Raw genomic sequence first — 25,655 nt, forward strand, 5'->3', positions numbered from 1 at the left:
AATCGGCAGCGCGGTGGCGTTTCAGGCCCTGTGGACGACTGCGGTCGCGATCGCGGCCAGCCCCTCGCCCCGACCGGCGAACCCGAGGCCATCCGTCGTCGTGCCGGACACCGCGACGGGGGCGCCGACGACCGCTGCGAGCGCGTCCTGCATCTCGTCGCGGCGGGCACCGATGCGCGGGCGGTTCCCGATGACCTGCACGGTGACGCGCTCGGGGCGCAGGCCCACGGACGCCAACGCCTGCACGGCACCGCGGACGAAGACGTCGCCGGTCGCGCCCGCGTACGCCGGGTCGGACGTGCCGAACCGACTGCCGATGTCGCCGAGCCCGCCGGCGGAGAGCAGCGCGTCGCACACCGCGTGCGCGACCGCGTCGCCGTCACTGTGGCCGGCCAGGCCAGGCTCCCCCGGGAAGTCGAGCAGACCGACGCGGCAGGGCGCAGCGGCGTCGAACGCGTGCACGTCCATGCCGAGCCCGACACGGACGTCAGCCGCGGCGGAGGACGAGCCAGAACCAGACGACGAACCAGGACCAGACGAAGAACCAGACGGAGAACCAGCCACGGACGAAGCACCAGCAGAGCCAGCGACGACCGCCTCCGCCCGCCGCAGGTCCCACGCCGTCGTGATCTTGAACGCGTCCGCGTCCCCGGCGACGAACCGCACCGTGCCGCCGGAGGCCTGGAACACCCCGGCGTCGTCGGTCTCGGACTGCGTCGACGTCGCGTAGGCCGCCCGCAGCTCGGACAACGGGAAGCCCTGCGGTGTCTGCACCCCGACCAGCGACGAGCGGTCGACGGTCTCGACCACGACGTCGTCCTCGACCCGCTTGACGGTGTCCGTGACCGGCAGCGCCGGGACGATCCCGCACCCGTGCTGTTGCACGGCGTCGAACACGGCCTGGAACTGCGACGCGGGCGTCAGGCAGCGGGCTGCGTCGTGCACGAGCACGGTCTCGACCGAGGGCGGCAGCGCGGCGAGTCCGGCCTGCACGGAGGCGTGCCGGTCGTCCCCGCCCGCGACGACCGCGGTGTACCCGACGGCCACGCCCGCGGTCGCCGCGACGACGTCACGGCACTGCTCCAGCAGGGCGTCAGGCGCGACGACGACCACGAACACCGGCTCGGCGAGCGTGAAGAGCGGCTCGAGTGCCCGCGCCAGCATCACCCGCCCGGCGACGGGCACGAACGCCTTCGCCGTGCCGAGGCCGAGCCGGGTGCCGGACCCCGCCGCAACGACGACGACCGCCCGGACTGCATCAGTCCGGGCGGTCGTCGTGGCGTGCTGTGTCACTGGGACGTCAGGTCACCGCGTCGTCAGGACGCGAGGACCTCGTCGAGGACGGTCGATGCCTTGTCCTCGTCGGTCTTCTCTGCGAGCGCGAGCTCGGAGATCAGGATCTGACGAGCCTTGGCGAGCATCCGCTTCTCACCCGCCGAGAGACCGCGGTCCTGGTCGCGGCGCCACAGGTCACGAACGACCTCTGACACCTTGATGACGTCACCGGAAGCGAGCTTCTCGAGGTTCGCCTTGTAGCGGCGAGACCAGTTGGTGGGCTCTTCCGTGAACGGTGCACGCAGCACTTCGAAGACCTTGTCGAGGCCTTCCTTGCCGATCACATCGCGGACGCCGACCAGGTCGACATTGTCTGCCGGCACCTCGATCGTCAGGTCACCCTGCGTGACACGCAGTTTCAGGTAGACCTTTTCCTCGCCCTTGATGACTCGCGTCTTGACTTCAGAGATGGTTGCCGCCCCGTGATGGGGATAGACGACGGTCTCGCCGACCTCGAATTGCATGTATCAAGCTCCGTTCCGCAACGCACAGTTTACCACAAGGGGTTCTCGGGTAAGAGGCACCGAACGGCGAGCACTGCGGCTCCCCGGTAGGATGGACCGGCGTCGGGCCGATCGGCCGACGCATCGTGATCTTCGGAGGAATCTCTTGCGAGCTCGGGTACTCGTGTCCGTCGCCGTTGCGGCAACCATCGCGATCGGGGCCACCGGCTGCGCGTTCTTCACGCCGCAGGACACCAAGACGATCAAGCAGATCACCGACGGGGTGAACGTCACCGCGGGCAAGATCGATGTCCGCAACGCGCTGCTCATCTCGGACAGCGGTGACGACGCCCGCTTCGTCGGCACGCTCGTCAACAACAGCGACTCCAAGGACATCACCGTCTCGATGGAGCTCGGTGGCGACACCCAGACCGTCGAGGTCCCGGCCAACAGCCGCGTCGACCTCGCCCAGTCGTCCACCGACACCGACGAGGCCGAGTCGAGCGTCCAGACCGGCGAGGACACCCAGGGCACGCAGGTCGTCGACGCGGAGGCGGTCGTCTTCTCCGGTGCCAAGGCCACGCCCGGCTCGCTCGTGAAGGTCTACTTCTCCTCCCCCGGCACCGAGGGCGTCTCGGCGAGCGTTCCCGTGCTCACCAGCGCGCAGGAGGAGTACCAGACCCTCGCGCCCAGCCCGAGCCCCAGCTCCACCCCGTCGGCCACGTCGACGTCGCCGTCCGACAGCGGTGCCACCTCCGACGGCGAAGCCGCCGTCCCCGGCACCCAGCCCACCGACTCGCAGACCGACTCGTCCGAGGGCGACAACGGCACCAAGTGACGCCGACGAGTCCGGCTCACGCCGCGCTCGTCACGCAACGCACTGGAGGCCCGGTGCCGGTCCCAGGGACCGGCACCGGGCCTCCGGTGCGTTCTGGCTCAGGCCTCGATCCGGTACCCGAGACCGCGGACGGTCACCAGGACCTCGGGGGCCGACGGCACCCGCTCGATCTTCGAGCGGATGCGCTTGATGTGCACGTCGAGGGTCTTCGTGTCGCCGAAGTAGTCGGAGCCCCACACGCGGTCGATGAGCTGCCCGCGGGTCAGCACCCGACCGGCGTTGCGGAGCAGCAGCTCGAGGAGCTCGAACTCCTTGAGGGGCATCGGGGTCTCGGAGCCGTCGACCGACACCGTGTGGCGTTCGACGTCCATCCGGATGCCGCCGACCTGCAGGATCCCGCTCTCGGCGGGGTCGTCCTCGGTGCGACGACGGAGGACCGCCCGCATCCGCGCGAGGAGCTCCCGCGTCGAGTACGGCTTCGTCACGTAGTCGTCGGCACCGAGCTCGAGCCCGACGACGATGTCCACCTCCGAGTCCTTCGCGGTCAGCATGATGATGGGCGCGTTCGACCTGGTGCGGATCTGTCGGCAGACCTCGGTGCCGGACAGGCCCGGCAGCATGAGGTCGAGGAGCACGAGGTCGGGGTTCTCCGCGTCGAACTTCGACAGCGCGGTCACGCCGTCCGCGGCGACGGCGGTCTCGTACCCTTCGCGCTGGAGCAGGAACTCCAGGGGTTCGCTCAGGGCCGGCTCGTCGTCGACGATGAGGATCTTGGTCACGATGGCTGCTCTTCCAGTTGCTCTTCGAGTGCTGAGGTCAGTTCGGTGTCCGCCTCGGGCAGGCGGATCGTGAAGGTCGAGCCCTTGCCGGGCTGCGACCACACACGCACGTCACCGCCGTGGTTGCCGATGACGTGCTTCACGATCGCGAGCCCGAGGCCGGTGCCTCCGGTGGCGCGCGATCGTGCGGGGTCGACGCGGTAGAAACGTTCGAACACCCGGTCGAGGTCCGCCTCGGGGATCCCGACGCCCTGGTCGGTCACCGCGATCTCGACGAACCCCTTGGTGCTCCGGACGCCGACGCCGACGCGGGTGTTGTCCGGGGAGTACTTGACGGCGTTGGCGATGAGGTTCGATACCGCGACCTGCAGGAGCGCCGGGCTGCCCATCACCCGGAGCTTCGACTTCTTCGCGCGGACCAGTTCGATGCCCCTGGCCCGGGCCACGACCTCGTTGCCGTCGATCGCCGCCTGCACGACCTTGTCGATGGAGGTCTCCTCGCTGGCCTCGAGCGTGTCGACGGACTGCAGCCGGGACAGCTCGATGATGTCCTTCGTCAGGGCCCCGAGCCGCTCGGCCTCGGTGAGGAGCTGTCCCGCGAACTTCCGCACGTGCACCGGGTCGTCGGAGGCGGCGATGAGCGTCTCCGACAGCAGGCCGATCGCGCCGATGGGGGTCTTCAGCTCGTGCGAGATGTTCGCGACGAAGTCACGACGGACCTCGTCGATGCGCCGGGACTCGGTCAGGTCGTCCGCGGTCACGAGCACGTAGCGGTTCCCGAGCTGGGCGGCCCGGAAGCTGAGGTAGCCGACGAGCTCCCCACGACGGCCGCGCGGGAGCTCCATGTCCTCTGCTCCCATCTCACCGCTGGCGCGCACGCGGTCGACCAGGTCGAGGAGTTCGCGGTGCACGAGTCGTCGGCGGACGACCAGGCCGACGGTGAGTGCCTGCGGCGAGGCGGCGACCACCGTGTTCGACGGGTCGACGACCACGGCCGGGTTGTGCATGGTGGCGATGACGGCCGCGACACCGTCCGGCAGGGTGCGCTCGGCGACGTCGGCTGCCCGTGCCGTGCGCTCGGCGGTGATGATCAGTCCGACGACTCCCGCGCCGAACACCCCGCCGAGGAGCATCGACAGTGGCACGAGCCACGCGTTGTCCATGCCGTCAGTGTAGGAGTGGTCATGCACGGTTCCGACACCGTTCACCGCTGTTCGCTGGCCTTCACGCGCAGGATCGCGAAGCGTTCAGTCCCAGGTCACCGTTCGTTCACCTGGGCTGACGACACTCCACCGGTACGCATCAGAGAGGTCTTCCCCCATGCGCGAAGTGTTCCAGCAGGAGCTCCAGGACGTCCAAGAGCGTCTGACCGAGATCGCCGGACTCGTCGAGTCCGCCATCACCCGAGCCACGGAGGCGTTCACCGAGTCTGACGTCGCACTCGCCGAAGAGGTGATCGCCGACGACGCGAAGATCGACGAGGCCGCGCAGAACCTCGACGAGGTCGCCATCGACATCCTGGCGCGCCAGGCCCCCGTCGCCCGCGACCTCCGCGTGGTCGTCACGGCCCTCCGGGTCAGCTCGTCGCTCGAGCGCATGGGCGACATGGCCGAGCACATCGCCCAGCTCGCTCGTCAGCGCTTCCCCGAGAAGGTCGTGCCGAAGGGCCTGCGCGGCACCTTCAAGAAGATGGGCCAGCACGACGTCGCGATGGCCCAGAAGCTCACGCGTCTGCTCGCCACCGAGGACATCCAGCTCGCCGAGGAGATCCGCGACGAGGACGACGCCGTCGACGAGCTGCACGCGAGCGTCTTCGACTTCGTGCTCGGCGAGGCCTGGAAGGGCGGCCCGGTCGACACGGTCGACGCCACCCTCGCGTCCCGCTACCACGAGCGCTTCGCCGACCACGCCGTGTCGATCGCGAAGAAGGTGCAGTACCTGGCGACGGGCGACTGGACCGGCGCGAGCACCAGCACCAGCACCACGGTCTGAGTCAGCTGCAGGAACGGCCGGCCCCACGGGGTCGGCCGTTCCTGCGTCCGCGGGCCACCTCCGGTCTGGGAGGATCGACGGCATGGCCCAGGTCGCGATCATCGTCAACGGCATGCCCGGCTCGGGCAAGTCCACCATCGGAGCAGCACTCGCCGAGGTGCTCGGCTGCCCGTTCCTCTCGAAGGACCGCGTCAAGGAGCCGCTGGCGGACATCGTCGGTCCGATGATCGACTCACGACCACTCGGCGGCATCGCGATGGACACCGTCTGGGCGATGGCCGGGGCGGTCGAGAACGGGGTCGTCGTCGACGCCGTCTGGCTTCGTGCTCGTGACCGGTCCTTCCTGGAGGCCGGGCTCGCCTCCGCAGGGTCACCGCGCGCTGTCGAGGTGTGGTGTCACGTCGACGTGGAGACCGCCAGGGAGCGGCTGGCCGACCGGTACGACCCCGGTTCGCCCGTGCGCCACGAGGTCCACGGCGACCTGACGGACGTCCTGGCGTTCTGGGACGAGCACGGCGCCGACGCCGGTCCGACTGGACTGCTCCCCGTCGTCACCGTCGACACCACGAAGCCGTACGACGTCGGCGCGCTCGTGCAGGAGATCGCCGACCACTTCGCCTGAGCGCCAGCACTCCGGCGTCCGCCCCGGCCCCGGCCCCGGCGCCGGACGGCCGAACGCCCCGCCTGACCCAGGCGGGGCGTTCGTCGTCGTGTCGGTGTCGGGCTACTTCTTGGCGCCCTGGGCGGCGACCGCGGCGGCACCAGCAGCGGCGGCCTCGGGGTCGAGGTAGCGCGAGGGGCCGGTCGGACGGTGCTCGTCGTCGAGCTCGTACACGAGCGGGATGCCCGTCGGGATGTTCAGCCCGGCGATGTCTTCGTCGGAGATGCCGTCGAGGTGCTTCACGAGCGCCCGGAGCGAGTTGCCGTGCGCGGTGACCAGGACGGTCTTGCCGGCGGCGAGGTCCTTCGTGATGTCCGACTCCCAGTACGGCAGCAGGCGGTCGATCACGAGCTTGAGCGACTCGGTGCGGGGCAGTGCGTCCCCGAGGTCGGCGTAGCGGCGGTCACCGTGCTGGGACCACTCGGCGTCGTCGGCGATGGGGGGCGGCGGGACGTCGAACGAGCGGCGCCACTCCATGAACTTCTGCTCGCCGTACTCCTCGAGCGTCTGGGCCTTGTCCTTGCCCTGCAGGTCGCCGTAGTGCCGCTCGTTCAGGCGCCAGTCGCGCTTGACGGGCAGCCAGGCGAGGTCGGCCTCGAGCAGGGCGATGTCCGCGGTCTGGATCGCCCGGGTCAGGAGCGAGGTGTACAGGACGTCGGGGACGATGCCGGACTCGGCGATGAGCTCGCCGGCGCGCTTCGCCTCCTTCTCGCCCAGCTCGGAGAGCCGGACGTCGACCCAACCGGTGAACAGGTTCTTCTGGTTCCAGTCACTGTTGCCGTGACGGAGCAGGACGAGCGTGGAGGTCATGCTCCGATCCTACCGAGCGTGGCCGTCCCCGTACCCTGGTGGCATGCCCATCGGGAACGTCACGCGCGGCACGACCGGGTACAACCGGCTCCGTCGTGTCGACCGCTGGATCGCGACGCTCCCGGCACTTCGTCGGAGCACCGACCCCCTGGTCGCGGACGTCGGCTACGGCGCGAGCCCGACGACCACCCTGGAGCTGCGCGACCGTCTGGTGGCCGTCCGACCGGACGTCGAGGTCACCGGCATCGAGATCGAGCCGTCCCGCGTGGCCCTGGCGAACGCCGGCACCCGCGACGGCGTGACGTTCCGGCTCGGCGGCTTCGAGACCCCCACACCAGGCGGTCGGCGGCCCGCGGTGATCCGGGCGTTCAACGTCCTGCGGCAGTACGACGAGTCCCAGGTCGTGGCCTCGTGGCGGATCATGCAGGACCGACTGCAGCCGGGCGGGGCGCTCGTCGAGGGCACCTGCAACGAGGTCGGCCGCGTGGCGTCCTGGGTGACGCTCGACGAGCTCGAGCCGCGGACCTTCACGGCGTCCCTGCGGCTGGCCGGTCTCGACGTGCCGAGCATCGTCGCCGAACGGCTGCCGAAGGCCCTCATCCACCGGAACGTCCCCGGCGAGCGCGTGCACGCGTTCCTGCGCGACCTGGACCTGGCGTGGGCGGTCGCCGCACCGCTCGGGACGTACGGGCCCAGGCAGCGTTGGCTCGCCGCGGTCGCCGGCATGCGCGACCGCGGCTGGCCGGTGCTGCACGGCACGACCCGGTGGCGGCTCGGGGAGCTCAGCGTCCCCTGGTCGGCGGTCGCGCCCGCCTGATTGCCGTCGCGGCCCCGGCGCACCTCGGGGGTCGTTCTCACCCGAAGTCATCCTGCTGAGCGATGTCCGTGTAGGTGATATGTGAAATAGTCGCCGCATGACCTCCCTCCGCCTCCTGGTCCTGCTCTTCGGCCCGAGGACTGCTCGGCCCGCCACGCGGATCGCAGCGCTGTCGGCGTTCGCCGTCGTGGGCGCGGTGCTCTCCGCCCTCGGCAACGCCTTCGTCGCCTACGCGTCCGCCGACGGTCCGGTCTCCACGCTCTACGGTCTGATGTCCTGGACCGCCACGGCCATGCTCGCTGCTCCCGTCCTGATGCTCGTCGAGTCGGCGGTGACGGCGACCGCGTCGGACCGCAACGACCGGCTCGCGACGCTCCGGCTGCTCGGTGCCTCGTCCCGCCTGGTCCGGCGGCTCCCGGTCATCGAGTCAGCCGTCCTCGCCGCGACCGGCAGCGCCGTCGGGGCCGCAGTCGGGACCGTGGTGGCCCTCCTCGTGGGACAACCGGGCCTCACCGGTGCCGCGAACACCGTCGCCGGAGCACCCCTCGGCCTGCTCGGCGTCGGGGGCACCGTCGTCCTGGTCACCCTGCTCGCGATGTGGCGAGGGGCGCTCGGGCTCCGTCAGGTGCTGATCGAGCCGCTGGGGGTCCGCCGCCGGGAGCAGCCGGAACCGGTCGATCCTCGTGCACTTCGTCGCGGTCTCGTCGTCCTCGGGCTGACCACGGCTGGTGGGATCGTGTTCGGCGCCCAGATGTCGATGATCGGCGTCGTCCTGATCCTCGTCGGGATCGTCACCGCGATGACGACCCTCCGCCTGATCGGCCCCGTCGTCGTCGGCGGGCTGGCGACGCGTGCGCATCGCCGGGCCGGCAGCGCCGCAGCCCTCATCGCCGCCCGGACCGCGATGGAGGCCCCGTTCGCCGCATGGCGCCGTGTCAGCGGTGTGACGATGACGACCTTCGTCGCCGTCGTCGCCGCGGGCGGCATGGCACTGCTCGCTCCTGTCACCGAGCCCACCGTCGTCCACGACGTCACCGTCACGACGGTCATCACCCTGGCGTGCTCGACGCTGCTCACCGCCGCCACCGTCACGCTCGACGAGGTCAGCGCGGTGCTCGACCGCCAGGCCCTGTACCTCGGCCTGCACCACGTCGGTACGCCACGCTCCGTGCTCGACATGGCACGGCTGCGCGGCGTCGGGCTCCCGCTCGTGTCGATGTCCGCCCTCGCCCTGCTCTCGGCCACGATGCTCGTCGGTCCGCTCGTGCTCGGCGTCGGAGCCCTCTCGGGTCCGTCGGTCGTCACGCTCGGTGTCTCGGTGTCCGTCGGGGTCGGCATCGCCCTCGTCGGTGTCGCCCTCGCCGGCCGACTCCTGCCCCGAGACCCCGCTCCCCCTGCCCACCGCACGACCGAACCGAACGGAGCCACCTCGTGAGCACCGCCGCACCGACCATCCTCGCCACCCGACTCACCCGTCGCTACGGCGACACCGCCGCACTCGACGACGTCAGCATCGCGATCAGGCCCGGCGAGTCCCTCGCGATCACCGGGACGTCCGGCTCGGGCAAGAGCACGCTGCTGCACTGCCTGGCCGGGATCGACACCCCGGACGCCGGCACGGTGATGCTCGCGACCGACCGCGGCCGGAAGGACATCGCGACGATGCGCAGCGAGCGACGGTCGAGGCTCCGCCGCACGCGCTTCGGGTTCGTCTTCCAGCAGGGGCTGCTCATTCCCGAACTCACCGCGGTCGAGAACGCCGCGCTGCCGTTGCTCCTGGCCGGACGGTCCCGTCGGGACGCCGAACGGGCCGCCGGGGAGTGGCTCCGCGCGCTCGGACTCGCCGGACTCGAGGACCGCCGACTCGGCCAGCTCTCGGGCGGGCAGGTCCAGCGGGTCGCCATCGCCCGGGCCCAGGTGACCGCCCCCGACGTCGTGTTCGCGGACGAGCCGACCGGCGCGCTCGACCCGACGACGTCGCTCGAGGTCATGCACGCCCTGCGCACCGCGGTCGTCGGGAACGGCGGCAGCCTGGTCGTCGTCACGCACGACCCCGTGGTGGCCGCCGGCTGCGACCGCACGGTCCACATCGACCACGGGCGGATCCGCTCCGACTCGATGAACCACGCCGAGCGGCGCCGATGACCGTCGCCGGGCGGGATGACCACCGCGAGCCGGGTGCCGCCGCCGTGGCGTCCGGCGTCGTCGCCCTGCTCGTGGTCGCAGCGGCCTGGACGACCATCACCCTCTGGGCAGCGGGCCACATCTGGCTCATCCGCGAACCGGGGACCCCGCTCGAGATCGTCGTCGGCGTCGTGCTCGCCGCGGTCCTCGGCTTCGTCCTGCTCGGCGGCATCCGAGCGCTCTCGATCGCACTCGCCTACCCGGTGCTCCGGCGCGTGGAGCAGCGACAGGCGACACGGCGCACCGCCACGATCCCGGGCGACACCGTCGCGGTGCCCGCCCGCGTCGCGATCCTGCTCTGCACCGCGAACGACTTCGCTCCCGACCGGCTCGCGCGCACCATGCAGCAGACCCACCCCGACGTCGAGACGTTCGTCCTCGACGACTCGACCGACCCCGAGGTGCGCGCCCGGGTCGACCGGTTCGCAGCGGAGTCCGGCGCGACGGTCGTCCGACGCCCGGAGCGGACCGGTTTCAAGGCCGGGAACCTCAACCACTTCTTCTCGCTCGGCATCGACCACGACGCCTACGTCGTCGTCGACGCCGACCAGGTGCTCCGTCCGGACTTCGTCGAGCGGGCACTCGCGCGGCTGACGTCACCGTCGGTGGGCATCGTGCAGGGCCGGCAGCTCATCCACGACGACACGAGCGCCTTCGCCCGGCGCTTCGGCGGGCTGCTGCGGACGCACATCGCCGTCACGCAGGCCTCGCGCTCGCGGTTCGGGTTCTCGATGTTCATGGGGCGCGGTGCGCTGATCACGGCGGCGTGCGTCACCGCCGTCGGCCGGTTCCCCGAGGTGGTCATGGAGGACCTGGCGTTCAGCGTCGAGGCCCGCCGCGCCGGACAGCACATCGTGTGGGCCCCCGAGGCGCTCTGCAGCGAGGACTACCCGATCGACTACGCGGCCTTCCGGAAGCAGCAGAGCAAGTTCGCCCAGGGCAGCGCCGAGTTCCTCCGCCGGTACCTCGGCCGGGTCCTCGTCAGCCCGATCCGGGTCCGCGAGAAGGTCGACCTGCTCCTCGACTGCCTGGCGACCCCGGTCAGCAGCGGCCTGGCGATCGCGCTGTTCCTGGTGAACCTCCTGCCGACGGGGCCCTACGGGCTCGGGTTCCTGCCGCAGCAGGAGGCCATCGCGCTCGGCTTCTGCGGTGCTGCGCCGCTGCTCCCCGAGGCCGTGCGGACGTTCCGCCGCCGGGGGTTCCTCCGCGCCGTCGTGTTCTTCGTGCAGGCGAGCGCGCTCTACACGTCGACGCTCTGGCTCACGCTGTCGTCGATGGTGCGGGTCGCCGCCGGTGGCCGTGCCCGCTTCGTGATCACGCCGAAGCTGCGCGGCAGGACGTCGGTGCTGTCGCTGCTGCGCGAGGTCCTCGTCGCCGTCGTCGCGGTGACCCTGGCGTTCGTGGTCGCGCACGGCCCGGGTGCCGCCATGGTGTTCGTGATGATGACCGCTGCGGCGATCTGGATGCACCTGCTCGACCGCCGCGGCGACCGCGCGACGCCGGAGGACGACGCTAGGAGCGCTTGACCGCGCCGAGCCGGGGCAGCCGAGGCACGTTCGCCGTGGCACCTGCGCCGGGCGGGACGATGGTCTGCTGCGCGGCCGTCACCACGACGTCGTCCGCGGTGAGGGTGAGCACGGCGGTCGGGTCGAGCGAGCGCTTGACGACCGCGAGCCCGACCGGGCCGAGCTCGTGGTGCACCGCCGAGGCCGCGAGCCGACCGACCTCGGTGCCGTCGAGCGTCACCGGGGTACCGGGAGCGGGCAGCACGGCGTCCGACCCGTCGAGGTGCAGCATCACGACCCGGCGGGGCGGATGCCCGAGGTTGTGGACCTTGGCGACGGTCTCCTGCCCGCGGTAGCACCCTTTGCTCAGGTGCACAGCCGAGCGGAGCCAGTCGAGCTCGTGCGGGATCGTCCGCTCGTCGACGTCGGTGAGCGAGGGGCGCCAGGCGGCGATGCGCAGGGCCTCGATCGCGAGGAGCCCCGCGACGGGCCGGTCTGACGTGGCCAGGGCGGCCGCGGCGTCCGTGGTGAGCACCGCGATCCGCAGCGTCCAGTCGGAGCCGGGGTGGGCCTCCAGGCTGGCGTAGCCCCATCCGCCGGGCGCGACGACGCTCCACGGGTCGACCCACTCGATGACCGCGTCGTCGACGGCACCGGTGTCGGTGAAGGACCCGACGGTGACGAACTCGGCGCTGCGGTCGGCGACCTCGACGCGGAGCATGAACCGCATCGACGTCAGCCACGCGGCGAGCGGGGCAGCGTCGGCGGGCTCGGTGAGGAGCCAGGTGGTCTCGCCGTCGTCCACGACCCGGGCGGCGTGCTCGACCCGGCCAGAGGCGTCGAGCACGAGCGTCTCGGTGCTGACACCCGGCGCCAGGCCGAGGAGCAGCTGCGAGGTGATCGAGTTGAGCCAGGACAGGCGGTCCGGGCCGGCGACGATGACGACACCGAGTCCGAGCTCGACCACGGCGGTCCCCCGCGCCAGCAGTCGCTGCTCTCCGAGGGGGTTGCCGAAGTGGGCGGCGGGACCGTCCGCGGACGCGACGAAGCCGTCACGTGCGGCGAAGACGGCCATCAGTCGACCTTCGCGAGCTGCCCCGAGGCGTGCGAGGTGAGTCCCTGCCCGAGGGCGGCGATGTCCCACGCCCAGAAGAGCTTGCCCTCGACCAGCCCGTACAAGCGGGTGGCCGCGGAGTACTCCTTGGCGTTGGCGGAGCGCATCACGGCGTCGGTGGCCAGGTCGATGCGGCCCTTGCGGACCTGCCCGACGTAGAGCTCGTTGACGCCCGTCGGGTGGATGATCATGGCCTCGACGTCGAAGCCGTCGTTCGCGTTGCGGAGCGCCTCGACGCTCTGCGTGGTCGTGAACGGCGCGTTGCCCTCGCCCATGAGCATCGCCGGGCCGCGGTCACCGGGCTCGGACGGACGGTCCAGGCGCCAGTAGCCCATCTCGGCGGCGAGCGGGGTGTGCTGCTCGTCGAGGAGCCACGTGGTCGACGTGTAGTTGAGGTACGGCAGGCCGTCGTGGCTGAAGCTCACGCGCTGGCCGAACTCGTACGAGCGGACGTCGGGCTCGACGTCGTCACCGTTGCCGTCGGAGGAGGCGGGAGCGCCGATCGGGTACTCGACCACGCCGGTGCCCTCCCAGACCCCGACGAGCCAGGAGAGCGGGACGAGCTCGGCGGTCAGGCCCTCCGGCAGTTCGATCAACGCTGACCCTTGAACAGCTTCACGACGACGGTCACCGAGATGAACGCGATCGCGAGCGACGCCAGGCCGAGGAGGCCGACGTAGAAGAGCTCGAGCGCAAGCAGCGAATCCATGCCAGGAGTCTACGCGGCCAGGCTCAACGTGCCAGGAGCACCACGGCGGTCACGAGCACGACGACGAACGAGCCGGAGGACGCGATGCTGATCCGCTCGACCAGGCCGTCCTTCGTCGCGGTGATGAGCTGCAGCACGAAGCTGACCATCACGGACGCCACGAAGACCAGCAGCAGCCAGGCGAAGGAGTCCCGCTCGCTCAGCGTCAGGACGAGCACGGCGCCGACGATCGACAGCAGCCAGACGGGCAGCACCGACGTCAGCTGCAGGCGGCGCTGGTCGGCGGGCGGGACGGGCTCGGTCACGTCCCCATCATGTCAGGCGCGGTCAGGGCGGCGTGTCGAGCATCACTAGGATGTGTCCACGACGTCTTCCCGCTCTGGAGGTCCTGTGGCACAGCTCCTGGTACTCACTTCGGCTGCGCCCGGCGACGTCCTGCCGGCCCTCGGCCTCCTGAGCCACCGGATCCGCCACGTGCCGGCCGAGGCCTCGCACCTGGTCAACGCCCCGCAGAGCGACCTGATGTTCGTGGACGCCCGTACCGACCTGGTCAGCGCGAAGGCCCTGTGCAAGATCCTCGCCACGTCCGGCTCGACGACGCCCATCGTGCTCGTCGTGACCGAGGGCGGCCTGACAGCGGTCACGAGCGAGTGGAACGTCGACGACGTCGTGCTCGAGACCGCCGGCCCCGCCGAGGTGGACGCCCGCATCCGCCTGAGCTCCGGCCGGGCCGCCAAGAACCAGACGGGCTCGAAGATCCAGGCCTCCGGGGTCGTCATCGACGAGGCCAGCTACTCCGCGAAGGTCCGCGGCAAGCCGCTCGACCTCACCTTCAAGGAGTTCGAGCTCCTGCGGTTCTTCGCCACGCACCCGTCGCGGGTCTTCACCCGCGAGCAGCTCCTCAGCGAGGTCTGGGGGTACGACTACTTCGGCGGCACCCGCACGGTCGACGTGCACGTCCGCCGTCTCCGCGCCAAGCTCGGCGACCTCGAGTCGCTCATCGGTACGGTCCGCAACGTCGGGTACCGCTTCAACGTGTACGAGGACGACGCCGACCGCCTGGTGGGCCAGTAGCCGTGTCCGACCTCGGCGCGTTCGTGGTCCCCGGCGAACCGCCGCCCTTCTCCGACCAGACCCTGGTCGACGTGCGCGCCGGCCGCGCCGTCGTGCTCGAGGAACCCGACGGGGTCGCGGTGGTCCGTGACGGTCAGCTGGAACTCGTGGTCCGCCGGGAGGCCCGTGGTCGCGGCACCGGGACACGGCTCGTCGAGCAGGCGCTCGCGCTGGGCGGCGGGGCCGCTCCGCGGCTGGCCTGGGCGCACGGGGACAGCCCGGCAGCGCGGGCGATCGCCACCCGGTACGGCTGGGCACCCACGAGGACCCTGCTGCAGCTCCGCGCGCCGGTGCCAACCGCCGGTGCCGAGCCTCCCCACGAGCTCGGCCTCCCGTCCGGGTACTCGCTGGCCGCCTTCCGGCCCGGGACCGACGAGGCGGACTGGCTCGCGCTGAACGCCGCGGCCTTCGCGTCGCACCCGGAGCAGGGGTCGATGACGATGGACGACCTGCTCGCGCGGCAGGCCGAGCCGTGGTTCGACGCCGACGACCTGCTCCTGCTGCGCGACGCCTCCGGGGCACTCGCGGGGTCGTGCTGGCTCAAGGTCGAGGACGGCATCGGGGAGTTCTACGCCGTCGCCGTGCGCCCGGACCTGCAGGGGCAGGGCCTCGGGGGCGTGCTCATGCGCGCGGGGTCCGCCCGGTTGGTCGGACGGGGCCTCGACGCCCAGGCGCTCTACGTCGAGGGCGACAACGAGCCCGCGCTGGCGCTGTACCGGCGGTCCGGGTTCACGCAGCACGCGATCGACGTGCAGTACGCCGCCCCGGCCTGACCTCCTCCACAGCCACCCCGTTCACCTCCGGTTCCCACAGGGGCCGCCACGCGACCTCCGACGGCAGCACGCGGGTGGCAGGATGAGCGCATGGACACCGAACCGCAGCTCGACGGCGACTCCGTCTCGAACGACCTCGACGACTTCGACGAGGTCGTCGAGGTCGAGCACGAGTCGCTGCCGTCGGACCGCTACTTCGACCGCGAGATCAGCTGGCTCCGGTTCAACCAGCGGGTGCTCGAGCTCGGTGAGGACCGCACGGTCCCGCTGCTCGAGCGCGCCAACTTCCTGGCGATCTTCGCGTCGAACCTCGACGAGTTCTTCATGGTCCGCGTCGCGGGGCTCAAGCGCCGCATCGACACCGGCATCGCCGTCCCGACCAACGTCGGGCGCGCACCGAGTGACGTCCTCCGGGACATCGCGAAGAAGGCCCACGAGCTGCAGGACCGCCACGCGCAGGCGTTCATCGGCTCGCTGAAGCCCGACCTCGACGCCGCCGGCCTGCACATCGAGCACTGGTCCGACCTGGGCGAGGACGACCGTGCCCGGATGCGCGAGTACTTCGCCGAGCAGATCTTCCCGGTCCTGATGCCCCTCGCGGTGGACCCGGCGCACCCGTTCCCGTACATCTCCGGGCTGTCGCTCAACCTCGCGGTGCGCGTGCGCAACCCGAAGTCGCAGCGGCAGGAGTTCGCGCGCCTCAAGGTCCCGCAGAACTTCTCGCGACTGATCAAGCTGCCCGACGACAACTCCGGGCGCATGCGCTTCATCCCGCTCGAAGACCTCATCGCGAACCACCTCGGCGACCTGTTCCCGGGGATGGAGGTCCTCGAGCACCACGTGTTCCGTGTCACCAGGAACGAGGACGTCGAGATCGAGGAGGACGAGGCCGAGAACCTCATCCAGGCCCTCGAACGCGAACTGCTGCGTCGCCGCTTCGGTCCGCCCATCCGCCTCGAGATCACCGAGGACATGGACCCGGTGACGCTCGACCTGCTCGTCCGTGAGCTCGACATCACGGAACAGGAGGTCTACCGGCTGCCGTCCCCGCTCGACCTCGGCTGCCTGTTCGAGATCTCGAAGATCAACCGGCCCGACCTGCACTACCCGAAGCACGTGCCGACCACCCCGGTGCAGTTCCAGCCGGGCGAGCCGAACACCAAGCCCGACCTGTTCCGTGCCATCGCGGCCAGGGACGTCCTGGTGCACCACCCGTACGAGTCCTTCGCGACGAGCGTGCAGGCCTTCCTCGAGCAGGCAGCCGCCGACCCGAACGTGCTGGCGATCAAGCAGACGCTGTACCGCACCTCGGGCGACTCCCCCATCGTCGAGGCCCTCATCGACGCCGCCGCCGCGGGCAAGCAGGTGCTGGCACTGGTGGAGATCAAGGCGCGCTTCGACGAGCAGAACAACATCACCTGGGCACGCAAGCTCGAGAAGGCCGGCGTGCACGTGGTCTACGGCCTGGTCGGGCTGAAGACGCACTCCAAGCTCGTGCTCGTCATCCGGCAAGAGGGCGGCACGCTCAAGCACTACAGCCACATCGGCACCGGCAACTACAACCCGAAGACCTCGCGCATCTACGAGGACATGGGGTTGTTCACCGGGGACGACGTCGTGGGCAAGGACCTCACCCGCCTGTTCAACGAGCTCTCCGGGTACGCGATCGAGAAGAAGTTCAAGCGGCTCCTGGTCGCCCCGCTGCACCTGCGGAAGGGCCTGCTCAAGCGCATCCAGGTCGAGGCCGACAACGCCCGCGCCGGGCTGCCCTCCGGCATCCGGATCAAGGTCAACTCGATGGTCGACGAGCAGATCATCGACGCGCTCTACCTCGCCAGCCAGGCCGGGGTGCCGATCGACGTCCTGGTCCGCGGCATCTGCTCGCTCAAGCCCGGGCTCGAGGGCGTCAGCGAGACCATCCGCGTGCGCAGCGTCGTCGGGCGGTACCTCGAGCACTCCCGCGCGTTCGCCTTCCACAACGACGGCGACCCGTTCGTGTTCATCGGCAGCGCCGACATGATGCACCGCAACCTCGACCGCCGCGTCGAGGCCCTGGTGCGCCTGTCCGACCCGGCTCACGTGGCCGAGGTCACCGAGGTGTTCGACCTCGCCATGGCCGAGACCACCAGCTCGTGGCACCTCCAGTCCGACGGCGAGTGGACGCGCCACTCCACCGACGAGGACGGCCGCCCGTTCGACGACGTGCAGAATGTGATCATGCGGAAGATCTCGGCGCGGAAGCGTTCCACGCGGTGAGCGGCGTCTCCGCAGGCCCCGTGCTGGCGGCCGGGGCAGTCGTGTGGCGCGAGCAGGACGGCGAACCGCTCGTGCTCCTGGTCCACCGCGAGCACCACAAGGACGTCTCCTTCCCGAAGGGCAAGGTCGACCCGGGCGAAGCGGTCCCCACCGCCGCCGTGCGAGAGGTCCTCGAGGAGACCGGCCACCGCGTCCACCTCGGCGCCCCGCTCGGCACCGCGGAGTACGTCCTGCCGAACCGCCGCGACAAGGTCGTGCACTACTGGGCGGCCCGCGTGTCCTCGAAGGAGCTCGAGCGCGCCGGCACGTTCCGCCCGAACCACGAGGTCGCCGCGATCGAGTGGGTGACGATCGACGACGCCCGCGCCCGGCTGACCTACGCCCGCGACGTCGAGATCCTCGAGCGCTTCGCCGAGCGCACGGCCACCGGCCAGCACCGCACCTTCGCGCTCATCGCCCTGCGGCACGCCAAGACCACGCCCGGCTCCGACTGGCACGGCCCCGACGCCACCCGGCCGCTCCTGTCCGTCGGTCGTGCGCAGGCGAAGGCCGCTGCCGCCCCGATCGCGGCGTTCGGCCCGAAGAAGATCATCAGCAGCACGGCCGCGCGGTGCCTGGCGACCGTCGAACCCCTGTCCGACCGGGTCAAGCTCGGCGTCTCGAGCACGCCCGACATCAGCCAGGACGCCCACGAGCAGGGCTCCGCCGACGTCAAGGGCGCCGTGCGCAAGCGCCTCGCCAAGCGCAAGTCCACCGTCTTCTGCTCGCACGGCCCGGTGCTGCCCGACATCATCGCGCGCATCGCCACGGACACCGCCGACGACACCGACCGCTTCGACCTGCGCCGCGCCGCGATGCTGTCGGTGGGCGACTTCACCGTGCTGCACATCGCCGACGACACGCTCGTCGCCGTCGAGACGCACCGCAACACCGTCACCGCGTAGCGCCGAGCACGCCGCGCGCGGCAGGCGCGACCCCCGCGCCGTCACCGCGGAGCACGGAGCGCGCCACGGCTGGAGAGCCAGCCACCTGGCGGGGTGTCGTGGTGCGCCGGAACCAGGCCGAGCCTCCCGTCCGCCACCGGGCACGCTGTTCCCGAGCCTGCCCCCGGAACCGCTCCCGTGCCCGCGTTCCGCGCCGTGACACCCCCTCGTTCACCTCCCGTTCACCGGCGGGCGTCATCCCGGTCACTTCGCGTCCCTACAGTCGCTCGCGGGTCGGCACCGGCCCACGGGACGCATCAGCAGTCCCACCTGCACTCCACATCCCCGAAGGGACCCCTGTGAACATCAAGCGAATCGGTTCGATCGCAGCAATCGCGATCGCCGGCGCAGTCGTGCTCTCCTCGTGCGCGGCGAACGAAGGCGGCGCGGGCAGCACCTCGTCGGCCTCCGCCTCGGGTGTCGACTACTCGAAGCTCTCCGGCACGCTCACCGCGTCGGGCTCCTCCGCACAGCAGACCGCCGAGACCGTCTGGGGCACCGGCTTCCAGGACCAGGCCTCCGGCGTCACGGTCAACTACTCGCCGGACGGCTCCGGCGCCGGCCGCAAGAACTTCATGTCCGGCGCGGCGGACTTCGCCGGCTCGGACGCAGCGCTCTCCGACGAGGAGCTCTCGGGCACCTTCGCGAACTGCGCGGCGGACTCCAAGGCCATCGACATCCCGGTCTACATCTCCCCGATCGCCATCGCCTACAAGGTCGACGGCGTCAAGGACCTGACGCTCGACGCGAAGACCATCGCGGGCATCTTCTCCGGCAAGATCATGAAGTGGGACGACCCCGAGATCGCCGCCCTGAACAAGGACGCCAAGCTCCCGAGCGCGAACATCACCGTCGTGCACCGTTCGGACGACTCGGGCACCACGCAGAACTTCTCCGAGTACCTGTCGGCGAACGCCGGCGACGTCTGGACCGAAGAGCCCAGCCAGACCTTCCCGTACCAGGTCGGCGACGGCGCTGCGAAGGGCTCCGGCGTGGCCTCGGCCATGCAGGGCGCGACCAACGCGATCACCTACATCGACGACTCCGGTGCGGGCGACCTCGACAAGGCCAAGCTCATGGTCGGCGACAAGGCCACCGAGCTCTCCGCTGACGGTGCCGCCAAGGTCGTCGCGGACTCCGAGACGGTCTCCGGCCGCGAGGACAACGACCTCGCGATCGACATCAACCGCAAGGACACCGCTGACGGTGCCTGGCCGCTCGTGCTCGTCTCCTACGCCATCGCGTGCCAGGAGTACAAGGACTCGGACAAGGCCGACCTGGTCAAGTCCTACCTGACCTACGTCGTGTCGGACGAGGCCCAGAAGGCCGCCGCGTCGGAGGCCAAGTCGGCCGCCCTCTCGACCGACCTCGGCAAGAAGGCCGCTGACGCGGTCGCCTCGATCAAGTAACAACTCCTCACCGAGAGCCCGGGTGCCGGTCCTCCAACGGACCGGCACCCGGGCACTTCCCCGTCTCCCGACAGGAGTCCCACGCCCCATGACCTCCGCACCCGTCCAGCAAGGCGCCTCCCTCGCACCGGCGAAGCCCAAGGCCGTCGTCCGCGTCGGCGACCGCGTCTTCTCCGCCGCCTCCGTCATCTCCGGCGGCCTCATCCTGGTCGTGCTCGCGCTGGTCGCCGCCTTCCTGATCTGGCAGAGCATCCCCGCGTTCTCCGCCAAGGTCGGCGAGCTGCCCAACCAGGCCGCGAACTTCTGGGACTACGTCGGGCCGCTCGTCTTCGGCACCATCTGGTCGGCGCTCCTCGCGCTCGTCATGGCCGTCCCGCTCGCCCTCGGGATCGCGCTCTTCATCTCGCACTTCGCACCGCGGCGCATCGCCCCGCTGCTCGGCTACGTCATCGACCTGCTCGCCGCGGTCCCCTCGGTCGTCTACGGCCTGTGGGGCATCGTCGTGCTGTCGCAGTTCGTGAAGCCCTTCTACGCGTTCCTCAACGAGCACTTCGGCTGGATCCCGCTCTTCTCCGGGCAGGTGTCCGGCACCGGTCGCACGATCCTCACGGCGTCGATCGTCCTCGCCGTCATGACGATCCCGATCATGACGGCGATCATGCGTGAGATCTTCCTGCAGGCGCCCACGCTGAACGAAGAGGCGGCGCTGGCGCTCGGGGCGACCCGGTGGGAGATGATCCGCCTGTCGGTCCTGCCGTTCGCCAAGTCCGGCATCGTGTCCGCGATCATGCTCGGTCTCGGCCGCGCGCTCGGCGAAACGATGGCGATCGCCCTGGTGCTGTCGGTGTCGACGAACATCACGTTCAAGCTGCTCACGTCCCTCAACCCGTCGACCATCGCGGCGAACATCGCCCTGCAGTTCGCCGAGGCGTCCGGAACGGCCCTGAACGCGCTCATCGCGACAGGCCTGATCCTCTTCGTCATCACCCTGGTCATCAACATGCTCGCGCGCTACGTCGTGCGCCAGCGCGTCAGCTGAGAGGTCGCACCCCGATGTCCCTCGCACTCCGTCCGACCGGCGGCAACGTCTTCGCCAACGGCAAGCTGCACACCTCCGTGCCGTGGCTGCTCCTCGCCGGCAGCTGGGTCGCCCTGGCCCTCGTCTTCGCCCTGCTCAACGCCGGCGGCGCCGTCAAGGACTTCAACGTCGTCGCGGCGCTGTTCCTCGGCACGGTCCTGTTCGACGTCCTCATCGTGGTCGTCTCCCGGATCGTCGAGGGCGGCCGCAAGGCGATCGACCGCCTCGTCACCTCGCTCGTCATCACCGCGTTCGTCATCGCCGTGCTCCCGCTGGTGTCGCTGCTCTGGACGGTCCTCGCGGACGGTCTGGCACGGTTCGACGTCGCGTTCTTCTCGTACTCGATGCGCGGCGTCATCTCGGTCGGTGGTGGTGCCCTGCACGCCCTGATCGGGACGCTCGAGATCACCCTGTTCGCCGCCGTCATCAGCGTCCCGATCGGGCTGCTCACCTCGATCTACCTCGTCGAGTACGGCCGCGGCCCGCTCGCGCGCGGCATCACGTTCTTCGTCGACGTCATGACGGGCATCCCCTCGATCGTCGCCGGGCTCTTCGCCTACTCGCTGTTCGCGCTGTTCCTCGGCCCGGGCGCGCGGTTCGGCCTGGTCGGCTCGATCGCGCTCGCGGTCCTGATGATCCCGATCATCGTCCGCTCCACCGAGGAGGTCCTGAAGATCGTCCCGATGGAACTCCGCGAGGCCTCGTACGCCCTCGGCGTCCCGAAGTGGCTGACGATCGTCAAGGTCGTGCTCCCCACGTCGCTCGCCGGCATCACGACGGGCGTCATGCTCGCGATCGCCCGCGTCATCGGCGAGACCGCTCCCCTGCTGGTGACGGCGGGCTACACGTCGAGCATGAACTACGACCTGTTCGGCAACCCGATGATGACCCTGCCGGTGTTCGCGTACACGCAGTACTCGCAGCAGGGCGCCAACCCGGTGCCGTTCGTCGACCGGGCCTGGACCGCAGCACTGGTCCTGATCCTCATCGTGATGCTGCTGAACCTGCTCGCCCGGTTCGTCACGCGTCTCTTCGCCCCCAAGCTCTCCCGCTAGCCCCCCGGAAGGTCACACTGTGTCCAAGCGCATCGAGGTCGACGGCCTCAACGTCTACTACTCGAAGTTCAAGGCGGTCGAGGGCGTCGACATGACGATCGAGCCCCGCACCGTCACCGCCTTCATCGGCCCGTCCGGCTGCGGCAAGTCCACGTTCCTCCGCACGCTCAACCGCATGCACGAGGTCATCCCCGGCGCCTACGTCGAGGGCTCGGTCAAGGTGGACGGCGACGACCTGTACGCCCCCGGCGTCGACCCGGTCATCGTCCGACGCCAGGTCGGCATGGTGTTCCAGCGGCCGAACCCGTTCCCGACGATGTCCATCAAGGACAACGTGCTGGCCGGTGTGAAGCTCAACAACAAGCGCGTCAGCCGCTCGGAGGCCGACGACATCGTCGAGCGCTCCCTGCAGGGCGCGAACCTGTGGAACGAGGTCAAGGACCGCCTCGACAAGCCCGGCATGGGCCTGTCCGGTGGCCAGCAGCAGCGTCTCTGCATCGCGCGCGCCATCGCCGTGCAGCCCGACGTCCTGCTCATGGACGAGCCGTGCTCCGCGCTCGACCCGATCTCGACCCTCGCCATCGAGGACCTGATCGGCGAGCTCAAGAAGGAGTTCACGATCGTGATCGTGACCCACAACATGCAGCAGGCCTCGCGCGTCAGCGACAAGACCGCGTTCTTCAACATCGCGGGCACCGGCAAGCCCGGTCACCTCATCGAGTACGACGACACGGCGACGATCTTCTCGAACCCGTCCGTCAAGTCGACCGAGGACTACGTCTCGGGTCGCTTCGGTTGATCGGCTGCGCGTCCGTCTCCTGACAGGGGACGCGAAGGAGGCCCGGTGCACGTCCCACAGGACGGCACCGGGCCTCTTCGCGTTGCGTCGCCGTCCCCTGCGTTCTCGACCTGGAACGACAACGTCGCTGTCGTACGACAGCAACGTTGTCGTTTTGAGTCGGGACGGGGCGAGTCGGGACGGGGCGACTACGCGGACTCGGTCGGGACCGCGACGATGGGCGTCGTCGTCGGCTGCTTCGACCCACCGGCCGGCTCGACCGTGATGCCCACGGTGGCGCCCTGCGACTTCGCGCCGCTCAGCACCGCCGAACGGACACCGCCGTCGACGTCGTTCATGAGGCCAGCGGACTCGATGGTGCCGCCGGACTCCGCGGAACCGATGTACCAGAGTTCGTAGGTCTTGTCCTTCGGTGCGGCCTTCACGCCGTCGAGGATGACGGCCGACTTGCCGAGCTGGTCCGACCAGACGACCGTGGCCGTCCCGCCGCCCTTGACGTCGGAGGTGCTCCGGGCGAAGTCGGGGGACGCGTAGATCTGGTCGAGGCCGGACGCGGCCTGCGAGCTGCTCGGGCCGGGGTTCGAGCCACCGTCGAAGAACAGTGTGTTGGCACCGAGTCCGATGCCGAGGAACACCACACCGGCAGCGGCAACGGAAGCCAGGTACCCGGTGGGACGCTGGAACCAGCGCCGGTGCGCCGTGGCACTGGCCGAGCCACCGGCGGAGGCGAGGTCCGTGACGGGGGCGACGGGGGCCTCCTGGACGGGTTCCTGCTCTTCGGTGCGGGCGTGCGCCGGTCCGGCCGACGCCTGGGGCGTGGTCTGGATCGCGGCCATGAGCGATGCCTTGAGGGACGCGGGCGGCTCGATCGGCTCGACCGCGTAGGCCAGGGCCCTGGCGGTCTCGGAGAGCGAGTCGGCCTCGGCGCGGAGTTCCGGGAAGGCCGCGAGGGCCTCTTCGAGGTCGTGGCGCTCCGCGTCACTGAGGGCGTCGAGAGCGTAGGAGCCGGTCAGGAGCGCGGGGTCGTCGTGTCGTTGGGTCATGACGTCACCCCCATCTCGTCGCGTAGACGGATCATCCCGTCGCGCAGACGGGTCTTCACGGTGCCGATCGGCACTCCGAGTTGTTCGGCCATCTCGCTGTGCGAGTAGCCGCCGTAGTAGGCCAGCTGGACTGCCTGGCGCTGGAACTCCGTCAGCCGGCCGAGGGCACGGCTGACGCGTTCGTGTTCAATGCGGATCTCGACCGATTCCGACACCTGGTCGAACCCGGACTCGAAGTCGCGGATGCCGATCTTGGTGTCGCGGTCGCGGGAGGACTGTGCAGCCCGGACACGGTCGACGGCCCGGCGGTGCGCCATGGTCAACACCCAGCTCGCGGCACTGCCGCGCTTGGTGTCGAACTTGGCGGCCTGCTGCCAGACCTCGAGGAAGACCTCTTGAGCGACTTCCTCGGACTGGGCGCGGTCCTTGAGGAGCCGCGTGATCAGACCGAGGACCCGTCCGGAGAGCTCGTCGTAGAGCTCGGAGAAGGCCTGTTGGTCACCTTGGGCGACCCGGAGGAGGAGGAGGTCCGGCGACGCTGGTGCTGGCTCATCCGAGCTCCAGCTGTCCGTGTCACGTTCCACGAGGGCAAGCATTGCAGGTTTTCCTCCTTCCGGTGTCGTGCGTTCGTGCTGCGTTCAGGTTGCTTCGTTCAGGTTGCGGCGGGGGCCTGCACGATCCGCAGGGAATTGACCAGCTGGTGGAGCCGGACCGGGTCGAACAGGACCCTCGCCGTGTGACGTCCCGTGAAGTCGGTCACGCTGATGATTCGGCACCCTCGCCCTGTCGGATTGGCCGGTTCGTTGCGGTTTGCCGCATGAGGGCGAGTGCGACCTCGGCGATGCGCCGGCTCGCGGTGCCGTCTCCGTACGGTGAGGGCACCTCCGCCAGCGGGTGTCGTCGGGTGTCCTCCAGCAGTCCACGCGCGGCCGCGGCCAGGTCGTCGGCGGGTCGGACGAGCCGCGCGAACCCTGCGTCCACCGCTTCGGGGCGCTCCGTGGAGCGACGGACGACGACCAGCGGTCGCTTCAACACCGTGCATTCCTCCTGCACCCCACCGGAGTCGGCGACGACGAGCGCCGCACGCGTCGCCAGCCAGATGAAGGACGCGTGCCCGACCGGCGGGAGCACGACGAGCCCGTCGAGGAGCGCACCGAGGCCGTGGCGGTCCACCGCCGCCGCCGTCCTGGGGTGGAGCGGCAGGACCACGGGCAGGCCGATCGACGACAGCCCTTCGAGGACGCGGCGGAGCGCCGGTTCGCTGTCCGTGTTCTCCGGCCGGTGGATCGTCGCGAGCACGAAGGGCTGGTCGGGGACGTCCTCGATCGCAGCTGCGGGGTCGGTCCGAGCTGCCTCGATCGACGCCAGCGTCGCCTCCACCACCGTGTTCCCCGTGACGATGACCCGCTCCGGCGAGACGCCCTCTCGGAGCAGGTTGTCGCGGCTGGTGTTGGTCGGTGCGCAGTGGACGTCGGCGAGCGCACCGACGACGAGGCGGTTGAGTTCCTCGGGCATGGCGCGGTCCCCGGATCGGAGTCCCGCTTCGACGTGGACGACCGGGATCCCGAGGTAGTTGGCGGCCTGGGCACCCGCTGAGACGGCGTTCGTGTCGCCCTGCACGATGACGACCGACGGGCGGGAGCGCTGGAACTCCTCGGTGAGCGCGGCGATGGCAGTGGCGATCTGGGACCCCCGGTCGAACCCGCCGATGCCGGTGAGCACGCAGTGCGGCGCCGCCAGGCCCAGCTGCCGGAAGAACTGTCCAGACATCGAGTCGTCGTAGTGCTGACCGGTGTGGATGACGCGCGCCCGGGGACCGAGCTCCTGGATGACACCGGCGAGCTTGATGATCTCCGGACGTGTGCCGAGCACGACGGCGATGGATCCGGTCGCCTCGCTCGGTCGGGCCTGGGTGGTGATGGTCATGGCGTCCTTCTGATCGGTGACGGTACGGGTGTT

26 protein-coding genes are annotated in these 25,655 nt (G+C 70.3%); 15 read left to right on the plus strand and 11 right to left on the minus strand.

Going from position 1 to position 25,655, the window contains the following annotated elements; genetic code table 11:
- Positions 1 to 21: 21 nt before the first annotated feature.
- Both ispD and BIU98_RS06400 read right to left on the minus strand, forming a co-directional pair.
- Entirely contained in the window at positions 22 to 1,293 is a 1,272-nt protein-coding gene (gene ispD / locus BIU98_RS06395) for a 2-C-methyl-D-erythritol 4-phosphate cytidylyltransferase (protein ID WP_071273430.1), read from the minus strand.
- Positions 1,294 to 1,316: 23 nt separating this feature from the next.
- Positions 1,317 to 1,799, minus strand: a complete 483-nt coding sequence (locus tag BIU98_RS06400; protein ID WP_017888066.1) for a CarD family transcriptional regulator — start codon at positions 1,797 to 1,799, stop codon at positions 1,317 to 1,319.
- 163 nt (positions 1,800 to 1,962) lie between these two features.
- Between BIU98_RS06400 and BIU98_RS06405 the strand changes: the two genes are divergently transcribed.
- Complete coding sequence (locus tag BIU98_RS06405; RefSeq protein WP_071273433.1) at positions 1,963 to 2,616, plus strand: hypothetical protein; 654 nt, start codon at positions 1,963 to 1,965, stop codon at positions 2,614 to 2,616.
- A gap of 98 nt (positions 2,617 to 2,714) precedes the next feature.
- On the opposite strand, the gene BIU98_RS06410 is transcribed toward BIU98_RS06405, so the two are convergent.
- Together BIU98_RS06410 and BIU98_RS06415 are read right to left on the minus strand one after the other, a co-directional pair.
- A complete protein-coding gene (locus BIU98_RS06410) occupies positions 2,715 to 3,395 on the minus strand; it encodes a response regulator transcription factor (RefSeq protein ID WP_071273435.1) in 681 nt (226 codons plus the stop codon).
- Positions 3,392 to 4,558, minus strand: a complete 1,167-nt coding sequence (locus tag BIU98_RS06415) for a cell wall metabolism sensor histidine kinase WalK (RefSeq protein ID WP_071273438.1) — start codon at positions 4,556 to 4,558, stop codon at positions 3,392 to 3,394. The genes BIU98_RS06410 and BIU98_RS06415 overlap by 4 nt, the downstream gene beginning before the upstream one ends.
- A 157-nt stretch (positions 4,559 to 4,715) precedes the next feature.
- Here BIU98_RS06415 and phoU point away from each other — a divergent pair, with 157 nt between their 5' ends.
- Both phoU and BIU98_RS06425 read left to right on the plus strand, forming a co-directional pair.
- Positions 4,716 to 5,387 (plus strand): phosphate signaling complex protein PhoU, encoded by a 672-nt coding sequence (gene phoU, locus BIU98_RS06420; protein ID WP_071273441.1) that lies wholly within the window; start codon positions 4,716 to 4,718, stop codon positions 5,385 to 5,387.
- An 82-nt stretch (positions 5,388 to 5,469) separates the two neighbouring features.
- Positions 5,470 to 6,009 (plus strand): AAA family ATPase, encoded by a 540-nt coding sequence (locus tag BIU98_RS06425; protein WP_083393025.1) that lies wholly within the window; start codon positions 5,470 to 5,472, stop codon positions 6,007 to 6,009.
- 102 nt (positions 6,010 to 6,111) lie between these two features.
- Here the strand turns inward: BIU98_RS06425 and BIU98_RS06430 are convergent, their stop codons facing one another.
- Positions 6,112 to 6,858, minus strand: coding sequence for a phosphoglyceromutase (locus BIU98_RS06430; RefSeq protein WP_071273444.1), 747 nt, complete (start codon positions 6,856 to 6,858; stop codon positions 6,112 to 6,114).
- Positions 6,859 to 6,901: 43 nt separating this feature from the next.
- Here BIU98_RS06430 and BIU98_RS06435 point away from each other — a divergent pair, with 43 nt between their 5' ends.
- The 4 genes from BIU98_RS06435 to BIU98_RS06450 all read left to right on the plus strand — a co-directional run bounded on the left by BIU98_RS06435 (position 6,902) and on the right by BIU98_RS06450 (position 11,385).
- Positions 6,902 to 7,675: an SAM-dependent methyltransferase gene (locus tag BIU98_RS06435; protein ID WP_071273566.1), complete on the plus strand. Its 774-nt coding sequence runs from the start codon at positions 6,902 to 6,904 to the stop codon at positions 7,673 to 7,675.
- Between the two features lie 97 nt (positions 7,676 to 7,772).
- Positions 7,773 to 9,110: an FtsX-like permease family protein gene (locus tag BIU98_RS19825; protein WP_071273446.1), complete on the plus strand. Its 1,338-nt coding sequence runs from the start codon at positions 7,773 to 7,775 to the stop codon at positions 9,108 to 9,110.
- Positions 9,107 to 9,820, plus strand: coding sequence for an ABC transporter ATP-binding protein (locus BIU98_RS19830; RefSeq protein ID WP_071273449.1), 714 nt, complete (start codon positions 9,107 to 9,109; stop codon positions 9,818 to 9,820). The genes BIU98_RS19825 and BIU98_RS19830 overlap by 4 nt, the downstream gene beginning before the upstream one ends.
- The gene (locus BIU98_RS06450) at positions 9,817 to 11,385 is read left to right on the plus strand and encodes a glycosyltransferase (protein WP_071273452.1); all 1,569 of its coding nucleotides are present in this window, start codon (positions 9,817 to 9,819) and stop codon (positions 11,383 to 11,385) included. The genes BIU98_RS19830 and BIU98_RS06450 overlap by 4 nt, the downstream gene beginning before the upstream one ends.
- On the opposite strand, the gene BIU98_RS06455 is transcribed toward BIU98_RS06450, so the two are convergent.
- From BIU98_RS06455 to BIU98_RS06465, 3 genes are all read right to left on the minus strand, one after another.
- Positions 11,372 to 12,439: a folate-binding protein YgfZ gene (locus BIU98_RS06455; RefSeq protein WP_071273455.1), complete on the minus strand. Its 1,068-nt coding sequence runs from the start codon at positions 12,437 to 12,439 to the stop codon at positions 11,372 to 11,374. The genes BIU98_RS06450 and BIU98_RS06455 overlap by 14 nt on opposite strands.
- A complete protein-coding gene (locus tag BIU98_RS06460) occupies positions 12,439 to 13,074 on the minus strand; it encodes an FABP family protein (protein ID WP_071273458.1) in 636 nt (211 codons plus the stop codon). The genes BIU98_RS06455 and BIU98_RS06460 overlap by 1 nt, the downstream gene beginning before the upstream one ends.
- A gap of 136 nt (positions 13,075 to 13,210) precedes the next feature.
- Complete coding sequence (locus BIU98_RS06465) at positions 13,211 to 13,492, minus strand: hypothetical protein (RefSeq protein ID WP_071273460.1); 282 nt, start codon at positions 13,490 to 13,492, stop codon at positions 13,211 to 13,213.
- A gap of 85 nt (positions 13,493 to 13,577) precedes the next feature.
- Here BIU98_RS06465 and BIU98_RS06470 point away from each other — a divergent pair, with 85 nt between their 5' ends.
- The 8 genes from BIU98_RS06470 (at position 13,578) to pstB (ending at position 22,653) form a co-directional block, all read left to right on the plus strand.
- On the plus strand, positions 13,578 to 14,261 hold the full coding sequence (locus BIU98_RS06470) for a response regulator transcription factor (protein ID WP_071273463.1): 684 nt from the start codon (positions 13,578 to 13,580) through the stop codon (positions 14,259 to 14,261).
- 2 nt (positions 14,262 to 14,263) lie between these two features.
- The gene (gene mshD, locus BIU98_RS06475; RefSeq protein WP_083393026.1) at positions 14,264 to 15,073 is read left to right on the plus strand and encodes a mycothiol synthase; all 810 of its coding nucleotides are present in this window, start codon (positions 14,264 to 14,266) and stop codon (positions 15,071 to 15,073) included.
- A gap of 90 nt (positions 15,074 to 15,163) precedes the next feature.
- Positions 15,164 to 17,329, plus strand: a complete 2,166-nt coding sequence (locus tag BIU98_RS06480) for an RNA degradosome polyphosphate kinase (RefSeq protein ID WP_071273465.1) — start codon at positions 15,164 to 15,166, stop codon at positions 17,327 to 17,329.
- Positions 17,326 to 18,273: an NUDIX domain-containing protein gene (locus BIU98_RS06485; protein WP_071273468.1), complete on the plus strand. Its 948-nt coding sequence runs from the start codon at positions 17,326 to 17,328 to the stop codon at positions 18,271 to 18,273. The genes BIU98_RS06480 and BIU98_RS06485 overlap by 4 nt, the downstream gene beginning before the upstream one ends.
- Positions 18,274 to 18,611: 338 nt before the next feature.
- Positions 18,612 to 19,721, plus strand: a complete 1,110-nt coding sequence (locus tag BIU98_RS06490) for a phosphate ABC transporter substrate-binding protein PstS (protein WP_071273471.1) — start codon at positions 18,612 to 18,614, stop codon at positions 19,719 to 19,721.
- An 88-nt stretch (positions 19,722 to 19,809) separates the two neighbouring features.
- The gene (pstC, locus tag BIU98_RS06495; RefSeq protein ID WP_071273474.1) at positions 19,810 to 20,760 is read left to right on the plus strand and encodes a phosphate ABC transporter permease subunit PstC; all 951 of its coding nucleotides are present in this window, start codon (positions 19,810 to 19,812) and stop codon (positions 20,758 to 20,760) included.
- Positions 20,761 to 20,774: 14 nt separating this feature from the next.
- On the plus strand, positions 20,775 to 21,854 hold the full coding sequence (pstA, locus tag BIU98_RS06500; protein ID WP_071273477.1) for a phosphate ABC transporter permease PstA: 1,080 nt from the start codon (positions 20,775 to 20,777) through the stop codon (positions 21,852 to 21,854).
- Between the two features lie 19 nt (positions 21,855 to 21,873).
- Positions 21,874 to 22,653, plus strand: a complete 780-nt coding sequence (gene pstB, locus BIU98_RS06505) for a phosphate ABC transporter ATP-binding protein PstB (RefSeq protein WP_071273479.1) — start codon at positions 21,874 to 21,876, stop codon at positions 22,651 to 22,653.
- Positions 22,654 to 22,841: 188 nt separating this feature from the next.
- Here the strand turns inward: pstB and BIU98_RS06510 are convergent, their stop codons facing one another.
- The 3 genes from BIU98_RS06510 to wecB form a co-directional block, all read right to left on the minus strand.
- Positions 22,842 to 23,696, minus strand: coding sequence for an anti-sigma factor (locus BIU98_RS06510; protein WP_071273482.1), 855 nt, complete (start codon positions 23,694 to 23,696; stop codon positions 22,842 to 22,844).
- A complete protein-coding gene (locus BIU98_RS06515; RefSeq protein WP_071273485.1) occupies positions 23,693 to 24,292 on the minus strand; it encodes a sigma-70 family RNA polymerase sigma factor in 600 nt (199 codons plus the stop codon). The genes BIU98_RS06510 and BIU98_RS06515 overlap by 4 nt, the downstream gene beginning before the upstream one ends.
- 160 nt (positions 24,293 to 24,452) lie before the next feature.
- Positions 24,453 to 25,622 (minus strand): non-hydrolyzing UDP-N-acetylglucosamine 2-epimerase, encoded by a 1,170-nt coding sequence (wecB, locus tag BIU98_RS06520; RefSeq protein ID WP_083393027.1) that lies wholly within the window; start codon positions 25,620 to 25,622, stop codon positions 24,453 to 24,455.
- Positions 25,623 to 25,655: the final 33 nt, after the last annotated feature.

It is taken from the genome of Curtobacterium sp. MMLR14_010 (assembly GCF_001865015.1).
Classification (GTDB): Bacteria; Actinomycetota; Actinomycetes; order Actinomycetales; family Microbacteriaceae; genus Curtobacterium.